At 37.3% G+C, this 11902-nt stretch carries 10 protein-coding genes and 1 pseudogene; 1 reads left to right on the forward strand and 10 read right to left on the reverse strand.

What is annotated here, in order from left to right; genetic code table 11:
- Positions 1 to 37 precede the first annotated feature (37 nt).
- From spoVID to hemA, 7 genes are all read right to left on the reverse strand, one after another.
- Positions 38 to 1231 carry a stage VI sporulation protein D gene (spoVID, locus tag BC6307_RS16435; RefSeq protein WP_066414407.1) on the reverse strand — a complete coding sequence of 398 codons (1194 nt, stop codon included), beginning with the start codon at positions 1229 to 1231 and terminating at the stop codon, positions 38 to 40.
- Positions 1232 to 1741: 510 nt separating this feature from the next.
- Positions 1742 to 3031 carry a glutamate-1-semialdehyde 2,1-aminomutase gene (hemL, locus tag BC6307_RS16445; RefSeq protein WP_066414412.1) on the reverse strand — a complete coding sequence of 430 codons (1290 nt, stop codon included), beginning with the start codon at positions 3029 to 3031 and terminating at the stop codon, positions 1742 to 1744.
- Between the two features lie 19 nt (positions 3032 to 3050).
- Entirely contained in the window at positions 3051 to 4034 is a 984-nt protein-coding gene (hemB, locus tag BC6307_RS16450; protein WP_066414414.1) for a porphobilinogen synthase, read from the reverse strand.
- A 3-nt stretch (positions 4035 to 4037) separates the two neighbouring features.
- Positions 4038 to 4799 (reverse strand): uroporphyrinogen-III synthase, encoded by a 762-nt coding sequence (locus BC6307_RS16455; protein ID WP_066414415.1) that lies wholly within the window; start codon positions 4797 to 4799, stop codon positions 4038 to 4040.
- A complete protein-coding gene (gene hemC, locus BC6307_RS16460) occupies positions 4799 to 5731 on the reverse strand; it encodes a hydroxymethylbilane synthase (protein ID WP_066414417.1) in 933 nt (310 codons plus the stop codon). Before hemC ends, BC6307_RS16455 begins: the two co-directional genes overlap by 1 nt.
- Before the next feature lie 36 nt (positions 5732 to 5767).
- Positions 5768 to 6601, reverse strand: coding sequence for a cytochrome C assembly family protein (locus BC6307_RS16465; RefSeq protein WP_066414420.1), 834 nt, complete (start codon positions 6599 to 6601; stop codon positions 5768 to 5770).
- Positions 6602 to 6618: 17 nt separating this feature from the next.
- On the reverse strand, positions 6619 to 7983 hold the full coding sequence (gene hemA, locus BC6307_RS16470; RefSeq protein WP_066414422.1) for a glutamyl-tRNA reductase: 1365 nt from the start codon (positions 7981 to 7983) through the stop codon (positions 6619 to 6621).
- A 187-nt stretch (positions 7984 to 8170) separates the two neighbouring features.
- Between hemA and BC6307_RS16475 the strand changes: the two genes are divergently transcribed.
- Positions 8171 to 8647, forward strand: a complete 477-nt coding sequence (locus BC6307_RS16475) for a LiaF transmembrane domain-containing protein (RefSeq protein WP_066414424.1) — start codon at positions 8171 to 8173, stop codon at positions 8645 to 8647.
- A gap of 398 nt (positions 8648 to 9045) precedes the next feature.
- Here BC6307_RS16475 and BC6307_RS16480 read toward each other — a convergent pair whose 3' ends face one another.
- The 3 genes and pseudogenes from BC6307_RS16480 to BC6307_RS16490 form a co-directional block, all read right to left on the reverse strand.
- The gene (locus BC6307_RS16480) at positions 9046 to 9783 is read right to left on the reverse strand and encodes an amino acid ABC transporter ATP-binding protein (RefSeq protein WP_066421990.1); all 738 of its coding nucleotides are present in this window, start codon (positions 9781 to 9783) and stop codon (positions 9046 to 9048) included.
- Between the two features lie 10 nt (positions 9784 to 9793).
- Positions 9794 to 10456 (reverse strand): amino acid ABC transporter permease, encoded by a 663-nt coding sequence (locus BC6307_RS16485; RefSeq protein ID WP_066421993.1) that lies wholly within the window; start codon positions 10454 to 10456, stop codon positions 9794 to 9796.
- Between the two features lie 90 nt (positions 10457 to 10546).
- Positions 10547 to 11356: pseudogene (locus BC6307_RS16490) on the reverse strand (transporter substrate-binding domain-containing protein).
- Between the last annotated feature and the right edge of the window lie 546 nt (positions 11357 to 11902).

Raw genomic sequence — 11902 nt, forward strand, 5'->3', positions numbered from 1 at the left:
TGAGGAAGGAAATCCTCACTCACTTGAAAATGTACTGTTAAGAATTAGAGTAAGCCGCAGCTGGTACATAAATTAATTGGCCTTCTGAGACGTCAGCATCTGATGCTAGGCCATTCATTCGAATTAGTTGTTGAATGGTTACGTCGTATCTTTCCGCGATGGAATCAATTGTCTCGCCATGTTGTACGATACAAATCTTTAAACGAGTAAAGTCTGATCCATCTTCTTCTGCAAAGATTTTTGTAAGAGAAAGGTTGTTTTCATCGCGTACTTTTTCCTCATCCTCTTCCTGTTTTCCATCAAACTTTGCTACAGGTGCTTTTTCTTCTACATCTTCACGCTCTTCTTTTTTAGCAAAAAAAGATACGATGTTTTTATTTTCATCTTTTGGTTCTTCCGCAGAGCTAGCCTGAAGAGCAACAACTGGGGATTGAACGACATTTTCAGTGTACGAAGATTCTTCCTCCTCGTCTCTTTCTTCCTCTGCTTCTGCTTCTTGCTCCACCACTTCTTCTACCGGTTCCTCTTCTAAAGTAGGATCTTTTCTTACTTCTACTTGAAATGGCTCATATACATCATCGTCTTCATCTTGGTCCTGTTCCGTTGTTTGCTCGGACACTACTGCTTCTTCCTGGAAATCTGTAGTATCATATGCAGTTTCGTTCGTTACCTGAACCTCTTCTTCAGCGCGATCCTCTAAGTAATATTTAAATGGATCATATTCTTCCTCTTCTTCTTGTCCATCACGGTGAAATTGTTGTGGCTCTTCTTCTTTTTCTTCTACCGGTGGAACAGTTTGTTGCTGACCATAAATACCCGATATGGATAACTCTGCATCTAATTGAAGGCATCCTCGCGCAGGAGTGGAATAATCAAATGAATCGACGGCAACGTACACGTCATCTAAATTTTGAATTCTATTACGCGGGATTGTTATATCTACTGGAAAGCGATGTTCTAATTCAAATGTGCCATCCTCTCTTTCCACTACTCCTTCCACGTAACGAGCCTGTGCAAACGTCTCATTTTCATCATCATCCGCTTCCGTTTCTGAATAATATTCACCAGTTAAATATAAAGCTCCCCTGATGGAAACGTATTGGTCTTGTTCATAGATTTGAATTTCTGGATCTAATGATATCGATATAAGCTCGCGAACTTCCTGTCCCTTTTGAAACCAAACCGATTCTTCTACTGAAAAGCGTAAGCACGATTGTTGTTCTGAAGACAAAGGGGTTCCTCCTTTCCAACCTAAAAAAATTTTACTATGTCATTTAAGATGTATGAAGGAATATTGAAAAATATGAATAAAATACGAAATCATGTTTGATTTGAAGAGAAAAAAACTCTGATTTTATTTAAACACGTCTGAAGGGGAAGATCAGTTTCGTGGTTCCACGGTGTCTTTGTCGGTTGCTGACTTTTGGATGGGTGTTGCACCAAATTAAGTGCGGGTTGCACCAAATTAAGGGTCGAGTTGCACCAACTTTGGTCTTCGTTGCACCACAGTGTCTTTTTTGCTGACTTTTGAACAGGCATGCACCATTTCGCTTTGATGTTGCACCAAATTAAGGGTCGAGTTGCACCAACTATGGACTTCATTGCACCACTAGGTCTAAGATGCTGACTTTTAACCGCTCGTTGCATCATGTTCGAGACTAGATGTGCCATGATTTCCTTTCAAATCATCCACAAAAAAAACGCCAGATACTTAAATGAAAAAGTACCTGGCATTTTTTATTTAACCTTTTATAACAGCAAATGCTTTTTCCGCTGCTTGTAATGTTTTTTCGATATCTTCATCGGAATGGGCAGTAGAAAGGAATAATCCTTCAAACTGGGAAGGTGGTAAAAATACACCATTATTAGCCATTTCACGATAGTAGGTTGCAAAATATTCTAAGTTAGATGATTTTGCTTTTTCATAGTTTGTAACTTCTTCGTTTGTGAAGAAGAAACCAATCATAGAACCTGCACGATTAACTGTTAATGGCATATCATATTTTGCTTTTAACGAAAGTAGTCCATCTTCTAGATGATCTGCTTTTCTCGCAAATTCTTTGTATGTGTCAGGAGTTAGTTGTGCTAATGTTTCATAGCCAGCTGTCATTGCTAACGGATTACCCGACAATGTACCAGCTTGATAAATGTCCCCAGCTGGAGCAACTCGTTCCATAATTTCTGCTTTTCCACCGTAAGCACCAACAGGTAGCCCGCCACCGATTACTTTTCCTAAACAAGTTAAATCAGGTGTTACACCAAAATAGCCTTGCGCACAGCCGTAGTCTACACGGAAACCTGTCATTACTTCATCAAAAATTAAAAGGGAACCGTATTCTTCTGTTACAGAACGTAATCCTTCTAAAAATCCTGGTTGTGGAGGGACAACTCCCATATTACCTGCAACAGGCTCTACGATTACAGCCGCAATGTCATCTCCAAATTGCTCAAACGCAACGCGAATGCTTTCTAAATCGTTATAAGGAACGGTAATAGTATTTTTCGCAATGGATTCAGGAACACCAGGGCTATCAGGTAAACCAAGTGTTGCCACACCAGAACCTGCTTTAATTAATAAAGAGTCTCCATGGCCATGATAACAACCTTCAAATTTCAATATTTTGTTGCGACCAGTATACCCACGAGCTAGGCGTAACGCACTCATTGTCGCTTCCGTACCAGAGCTTACCATTCGAACAATTTCGATAGATGGAACACGGTCAATAACTAGTTTAGCTAATTCATTTTCTATTAATGTTGGCGCACCGAAGCTCGTCCCATTTTCCGTTACTTTTTTTATTGCTTCGACTACACGATCATTAGAGTGACCGTGAATTAATGGACCCCAAGATAGAACATAGTCGATATATTCATTCCCATCCACATCGTATATTTTTGAACCTTTTCCACGTTCCATAAAGATCGGATCCATATTAACCGATTTAAACGCACGTACTGGACTGTTTACTCCACCAGGCATTAACTTAACAGCTTCTTTAAAAGCTTGTTTCGATTTTTCGTAACTTCTCATTGAATTCACCCTCTACCTTTTATTTTTGATCAGATAGCCAACGTGCTACATCTTTTGCATGATACGTTAAAATTAAATCTACGCCAGCGCGCTTCATACTCGTTAACATTTCCATTACGATTTCTTGTTCATTGATCCATCCGTTTTGAGCAGCTGCTTTAATCATCGAGTATTCTCCACTTACGTTATAAGCAACCATCGGAACGTTAAAGTTATTTTTTACATCGCGAATAATATCAAGATAAGATAATGCCGGCTTCACAATTAAAAAGTCAGCACCTTCCATAATATCTGATTCCGCTTCACGCAATGCTTCCATTCGGTTAGCTGGGTCCATTTGATACGTTTTACGATCACCGAATTGTGGGGAGCTATGGGCAGCGTCACGGAATGGGCCGTAAAAGGCTGAAGCATATTTTACTGCATAAGACATGATAGGAATATGTTCAAATCCACTTTCGTCTAATCCTTGACGAATAGCTGCTACGAAGCCATCCATCATGTTCGACGGAGCGATAATATCAGCACCAGCTTTTGCTTGACTAACTGCAGTTTGTGCTAATAAATTTAACGTCGGATCATTTAATACTTGTCCTTCTTCGACGATGCCACAATGTCCATGACTAGTATATTGACATAAGCAAGTGTCTGCAATAACGACTAACTCAGGGAAAGACTGTTTAATTTGAGCAACAGCTTTTTGAACGATACCATGATCGTGATAGGCTGACGTTCCTAGCTCATCTTTTTCTGCAGGGACACCGAATACGATTACAGATTTAATACCTAAATCTGTCACCTCTTGCATTTCTGCCTGTAAGTAATCTAATGAAATATGAAATACCCCTGGCATAGATGGAACTTCATTTTTAATATTTTCCCCTTCTACTACAAAAATCGGGTAAATTAAATCTTCTTTATGTAAGTATGTTTCTCTCACTAACGCTCTCATACTATGAGAAGAACGTAAACGGCGATGACGTTGAAATTGTAATTCTTTCATATTTTAGTTTTCCTCCTTATAGTAATAAGCGACAATCTCTCGTATTAGTCCATCTGTTGTATAGTCCTCAGGCGGACAAACATGTACAGACAGTCCCGCTTTTTCAGCTGCATTTTTCGTAATCGGACCGATAACGGCTACTTTTGCATTTACTTCATTTTGATTAATTCTTGATAAAAATGAATGAACAGTAGAGGGACTTGTAAACGTAATCATATCGACTGAATCTTTCTTTAATTGTTCCAAAGCTTCTACACCTTGCTCATCCACTTTGTTTTCATAGACAATCATTTGTTTTACATTGTACCCTAAACTTTGCAGTTGTTCACGCAATACTGGTCGGGCCAAATTTCCTTGGATTAATAAAATAGATTTATGTAAAGGCACATGCTCTTTCAATGTTTCCACTAAATGCTCCGCCGTAAAAAAGTTCGGCATCATCGTTGTTTCTAATCCAATGTTTTGAAGTGCTTTCCTAGTCTTTGTACCTACTGCTGCTATTTGAGCATTCATTTTCCCATTATATAATTTCTGAAAAAAATCTACTCCATTCACACTAGTAAAGACGATGACATCAGCGTTCTGAACATTAGCAGCAAGCTCGTTTTCCAAAATATCAACTTCCTTAGGAAACGAAAATTGAATAAGAGGGACAGTAATAACAGCCCCTCCTAACTGCTCAATCCTGTTAGAAAAGTCTACTGCTTGCTCTTTACTTCTTGTTATAACAATCCGTTTATTTGCAAGCGGTAATCGACTTTCCATTACTTTTCAAGCTCCTTTTTTACATCGTCAATTAATTTTTTTGCACCTTGTTCTGTTAGTAGCTTTGCTGCATCTAAACCGATTTCGATTGGATCTTCTCCAGTAATCGTTTCTTTATAAATAACCGATCCGTCCGGTGCACCGACTAATGCTGTTAGTGCTACCTCTCCATTTTCTTTCACTGTTGCAAAGCCTGCAATTGGCACTTGGCAACCACCTTCCATTTTATGAAGGAAGGATCGCTCTGCTTTAACTGCCTTTTCTGTTGTTGGATCGTTTAATAGTTGAAGCGCTTCTAATAGTTCGTGATCATCTTCACGGCATTCTATCGATAATGCTCCTTGCCCAACTGCTGGAACACATAGTTCATCATCAAGGAATTCCGTTACTACGTTACGAGACCATCCCATACGTGCAAGTCCAGCTGCAGCCAAAATAATCGCATCGTAGTCTTCTGTTTCCAATTTTGCTAGTCTCGTATCGATATTACCACGAATCCATTTTATCTCAATATCATTACGTTTTGCTAGTAACTGAGCACCGCGGCGTAAACTACTCGTTCCTACTACAGCACCAGAAGGTAGATCTTCAAATTTCACATGATTTTTTGAAATAAAAGCATCGCGATGGTCTTCTCTAAAAGGTATACAACCAATTGTTAAACCTGGTGGCAATATTGCAGGCATATCTTTCATACTATGTACTGCCATATCAATTTCTTTATCCATCATCGCTTGTTCAATTTCTTTTACGAAAAGACCTTTCCCACCAACTTTAGATAACGTAACATCTAAAATTTGATCGCCTTTTGTCACAATTTCTTTTACTTCAAATTCAAAAGGTGCACCTAATTTTTTTAATTGCTCGATTACCCAGTTAGTTTGTGTAATCGCTAATTTACTTCTTCTTGACCCTACAATAATTTTTCTCATATTTCCTCCTTACCTAAAGCTCTATCTTTAGGCTTTTTACAATATCCAAAAATGAAAATTTGATAATCTACCTAATAACAAGAAATTTACAAGGACTACTAAAAACGCAATAATATTCCAATTAGCAATAGCCTTGCCACTTAACCCTTCCCTCAGTCGTTTATATAAGTATAAACTGTAAGAGGCTAATACAAGAACAGAGCCAATTACTTTCATATCATACCAATGGAAATGAGGTATTTTCATATAAGCCCATATCGTACCTAAAATTAATGATAATAAAAAAAGTGGTACACCTATTACATTTAGCACATAGGACATATGATCAAGCTTCGATAAATCTTGAATTCGTAGTAGCAACTTTCCCCATTTTTTCTTTTTCAACAGCTCATATTGGATTAAATATAGTAATGAAAAAGTAAAAGATAAAGAAAAGGCACCATACGAAAGAATAGCCAACGTTATATGGAAAATTAATAACTCTGATTCCAGTTGTTGAGCAACTACTTGAGAGCCATGTTGATACGGAGTGAATGTATGAATTGCCATTATTAGAAACCCTATTACATTTGTAAAAAAGACGATAAAGTCAATTTTTAATAGTCGATTAATGATTAATGACAAGGTAATTAACACCCATATATAAAAAAACATTCCTTCATACAACGTGAGAATAGGTATTCTCCCTGTATCTAGCATCCGCAAAAACAAAAAAATTGTTTGAAGCACCCAAACAATTGCAAGTAACCAGAAGGCTGTTTTATTGGCCTTCCGGTTTTTATGAAGAAAATCAATAAAATATAAGAGCACACTTAAGGCGTATAGAACTGTCATAAATTCATATAGCCTAGCTATAGTAATCTCTAGCATACTTTTTTTGTCCTCACTTACGATTGCATAGTCGCATGAGCTACGATTGCGACATTATTGGAAGTGCCCTTCTCTCGTTGGAGCGAATAGTATTGAGATTTCGTTTCTTCTAGTACTGCTTCTTCTATATTAAATATTTTAGTGAAAAGTTGTAACGAATCATCTGCATCCGGTTTACCTGCTAATTCTTTAGCCTGTAGAATAGGATCGCGAAGCATTTGATTGATAATACTCTTCGTATGCTTGTTTAACACTTTAATTTCTCTTTCCGATAAGTTAGGTAATTTACGTTGAAGACTATCCATTGTTTCAGCTTGAATACCTAACGCTTTTTGACGGAGTGCAGAAATTACTGGAACAACTCCTAGCATATTTAACCATTCGTTAAATTCTACTAGTTCTTCTTCAATAAAGAGCTCAATTGCTTCGGCAGCTTTTTGTCGTTCAGCTAAGTTAGCTTGGACAATTCCTTGTAAATCATCTATATCATATAGAAAAACATTTTCTAACTCTTGAATTGCTGGGTCTAAGTCACGTGGAACAGCAATATCGACCATAAATAATGGACGGCCTCTACGAATCTTCTCTACGTGAATCATATCTTCTTTCGTTAATACATAATCTTTAGCACCAGTAGAAGAAATTAAAATATCTGCTTCTGTTAAGGCACATGACATTTCCTTTAAGGAAACGGCTTGGCCAGCAAATTTATTTGCTAACGTTTCAGCTTTTTCTAATGTTCTATTCATAACCGTTACTTTTTCTACGCCATTACTATGAAGGTTTTGAACAGCTAATTCTCCCATTTTACCAGCGCCTAAAATGAGTACATGCTTGTCTTGTAGATTTCCAAAAATCTTTTTCGCAAGCTCTACCGCTGCATAACTAACAGAAACGGCATTCGCCCCGATGTCTGTATCGGAGTGTGCACGCTTTGCTACAGTTATAGCTTGTTTAAATAAATGGTTGAATATCGTTCCTACTGTTTCATTCTCTTGGGCTGTTAAGAAACTACTACGAACTTGACCTAAAATTTGCGTTTCCCCTAACACCATCGAATCAAGTCCACAAGCAACTCGGAATAAATGCTCCACAGCACCATCTTTTTCATATATATTTAAATAAGGTGAAAAGTCTTCTTTATCTATTCCGAACCAATCGGAAAGAAATGATTTAATATAATAACGTCCAGTATGAACTTGGTCTACTACCGCATATATTTCCGTACGATTACACGTTGAAACAATAACGTTTTCTAAAACTGATTTACGCCCTTTTAATTCGATCATTGCCCCTTCAATTTCGGAAGGATCGAAAGTTAATTTTTCTCTGATTTCTACAGGGGCATTCTTATAGTTTAGACCGACCATGATAATGTGCATTTGTAATAGCACCCCCAAAAAATTTCTCACTGTTTTCATTATAACATGACTATTTACTAAAACATTTGGTAAAATGTGAACAGAAAATGAATTGAATTTTATACTTTATAATTATTCTAATTTTATATCCGTTATCAGATTAACAAAATATAGGTTGAATATCAAGAGATTGAATTGGAGAGAGAGTATGAAAAAAAATAGTTTTTTATCTGGGTTTTTACTAGTTGGCTTTGGTGTTTACTTTTTACTTCAACAATTACATATTGAGATTTGGGATGGCTTTTTTACATGGACCACGTTTTTGCTCATAATCGGCCTAGGTATTGTCATTCAAGCGTATAAACAAAGTGATGCCGGAAATATTTTGCCTGGAATTGCTCTACTTGGTGTTGGAGTCCACTTTCAAGTAAAAAATAAGTTTGCGTTTTGGCCAGATGATGCTGCTATGATTATATTAATTGTAGCGATTGGTTTTTTTCTACGTTGGTTGAAAACTAAGCAAGGTTTGCTGGAAAGTGTTGTGTTATTGTTAATTTCAGGATTCTTCTTATTTTCTAACTCATTTCTCGGCATGTTCGAGAAAGGATTTTCCTTTCTTCACACATTTTGGCCATTATTTTTTATTATTATAGGTATATACTTATTATTCTTTAAAAGGAAATAATTTTATACATTAAAAAACTCTCCTAATGATAATAAAGGAGAGTTTTTCTTTTAATTAATATATTTTGAATGGGTTTCTAGCTTAAAAATATAGCTAGTAGTTATCGGTATCCGTTTCACTTCGCTACAGACATTTGCTTTCCGCGGGCGTGGCTTGAGCCTCCTCCTCGCTACGCTCGTGCGGGGTCTCAAGGCTCACGCTACTCCCGCAGGACAAGGAACGCTTCGGCAGCATTACATCGCACGAAGAAAATGCGATAGCATTTTCGAGGAGTCAAATGTCTTCCGCTCCGTTCCACTCACGGTTCTGGACCTTAAACCTAAAACCTTATCACCGTTTTCACCTATCCCATCTCCCATGATGCAATTTTTTTGTAGGCATTACCTATAATATTTTATTTATAAAACCGCATCTAGGAATTCTTTTGTTCTTTCGTGTTTTGGGTTGTTGAATACTTGTTCTGGGTCTCCTTCTTCGACTATTTTACCGTCGTGAAGGTAGATAACACGGTCGGCTACTTCTTGAGCAAAGCCCATTTCGTGGGTAACGACGACCATTGTCATTCCTTCATATGCAAGCTGCTTCATCGTTCTTAACACTTCCCCAACTAACTCTGGGTCTAGTGCTGAAGTTGGCTCATCAAACAACATTACATCCGGTTTCATTGCTAAGGCTCGGGCAATGGCTACACGCTGTTTTTGACCACCCGATAGCTTTTCTGGATAAACGTTTACTTTATCTTCAAGACCTACTTTTTTCAATAAATCATGCGCTCTTTCCTCCGCTTCTTCTTTTGAAAGCCCGCTAACTTGGATTGGCGCTTCTATTACATTTTCAAGAACGGTCATATGAGGAAAGAGATGAAAATGTTGAAACACCATTCCTACTCGTTGCCTTACTTTATTTAAATCATCCTTCTTAATATCAATTTCCTTAGAGTCAATAACAATAGAACCACTATCTTTTAATTCTAGAAAGTTCAAGCAGCGTAGTAGCGTACTTTTCCCGGAACCACTAGCTCCTATTAAACATACAACTTCTTTATTTTTAATAGACAAGGAAATGTCTTTTAAAACATGTAAATCTCCAAATGATTTGTTTAAGTTTTGTACTTCGATCATCTGTTTATTTTCCAACTGCTTCACCCTACCTTTCATTTGCAGAAAATTTCATTTCTAAACGATTTACTATAACCGTTAAAATTCCAACGAGTACTAAATAGTAAACAGCTACAACTAATAGATGTGTCATATAGTCAAACGTATTTGCTCCTAACGTTTGTGCTCTAGCAAACAGTTCATAATAACCTACAAATGCCGCAAGGGAAGAATCTTTTAATCCGATGATAAACTGATTACCTAAAGGTGGTAATGCCCTTTTAAACGCTTGAGGTAAAATAATTCTCCGCATCGTCAAGCTTAAAGGCATTCCTAATGAGCGGGCTGCCTCTGTTTGCCCCTTATCAATCGATTGAATGGAGCCTCTAAATATTTCTGCAATATAGGCACCGTTATGGAAAGTTAGCGCTAACGTTACAGACCAAAAAGCACTAATTCCTAATTGGGCTAAACCGTGATAAAAGAAGAAGATTTGAACTATGAGTGGTGTTCCTCTAACAATATAAATATACATATTAGCTATAAATTCTAGTATTTTTATTTTTGATAATTTTAAAAAGGCAATGAAAAGCCCAACTATAAGTCCTAAAGCTATCGAAACAATCGTTACATAAAAAGTCTTCATTGCCCCTTCAATGAATATATCCGAACTACTGAAAAGTACGTCAAAAAAATGTGTTAACGTCGGCAAATTTCATCACACTCCTCTAGCTTCTATTAATCTACTTTTTCTTGAATAAAAAATGTGTGACGAAGCCGCCACACATTTTGCCATTTTACATTATTGGTCGTCAGGGTCTGTGGTGATATCTTCTCCAAAATATTTCTCACTAATTTCAGCTAATTCTCCGCTATCACGTAGCTTTTGCAATGCTTCATTAATAGCTTCTAACAATTTATCGTTTCCTTTCGCAACTCCGATTGCCTGTTCACTTCGCTCTAAAAGTTCACGACCCTCTAACACCATTCCGGCACCAATCGCTTCTCTACCAGTTACGAAGTCTGTTACTACCGCATCATGACGACCAGTGTTTAAAGTCTCTAACGCTACAACATCGCTATCATAATAAATGATATTATCTGTTACTTCACTCATTAAATCCGCATAGGTGGACCCGCGAGAAACAGCTACTTCTAGTCCTTTCAAATCATCTAAAGTTTGAATATCACTATCTGGACGAACAAAAATTTAGGCACCCGAATAATAGTAAGGAATAGAGAAGTCAATTTCTTTCAAACGTTCTTCCGTGATCGTATGACTTGCAACGGCTACATCAAAACGTCCATTTTTCACACCTTCTACAATCGTTGCAAAAGACTGCTTATGTTGAACAGGCTCTAGGCCAAGTTCTTTCGCTACTGCGTTTGCAACGTCAATATCAAAGCCCGACATTTCTCCACTACCATCTGTCATACTAAAAGGCTTAAATTCTCCCGAAGAAGCAAAGGAGAAACTATCTTTTTTTACTAATTTATATCCTTCTTCTGTTTCCACTGCCCCTTCACTACTTGAACCACCCGAGCTAGTTCCACATGCTGCTATAACCATCGTTAACAAAAAGAAAACAGCAACAATCAACACTTTCTTCATACTTTTATCCCCCTTTTTTTCTCTACTTAAAATGGTAGCAATAGACGCTTCTTTCTACAAATTGCATATACAAACAAATTTATTAATAATTCTGTATATTAAACCAACAGAGCCACATAACTCGTACATCCAAAGAGATCCCCCATCATGCTCCACCATATTCATGATTACTACTTGGAGGCTGTACAAATTGTAAGCTTATTTATTTTTATTAAATATTTGGGACAATTAGAACTTGTTTTGTCATTGCAAATGAGGAATACATATGGAGATTTAAATTTAGAGCTTTTAAAATATTTCATTATCTAAGTTTTAGAACAAAGAGAGATGAATTCAAACACATTAGCCTACTGAAGATACCCACACAAGTGTAGCTTGTAATATGGAATATGCCAACAGGATATAGCGGTTTTACCTTCCGTATAGGTTTTACAAAATTTTGAACCGTGAGTGGATCGAAGCGGAGGACATTTGACTCCTGCGGGAGTAGCGTGAGCCTTGAGACCCCGCACGAGCGTAAGCGAGGAGGAGGCTCAAGCCACGCCC

Origin of the sequence: Sutcliffiella cohnii (assembly GCF_002250055.1) — a bacterium.
Classification (GTDB): Bacteria; Bacillota; Bacilli; order Bacillales; family Bacillaceae_I; genus Sutcliffiella; species Sutcliffiella cohnii.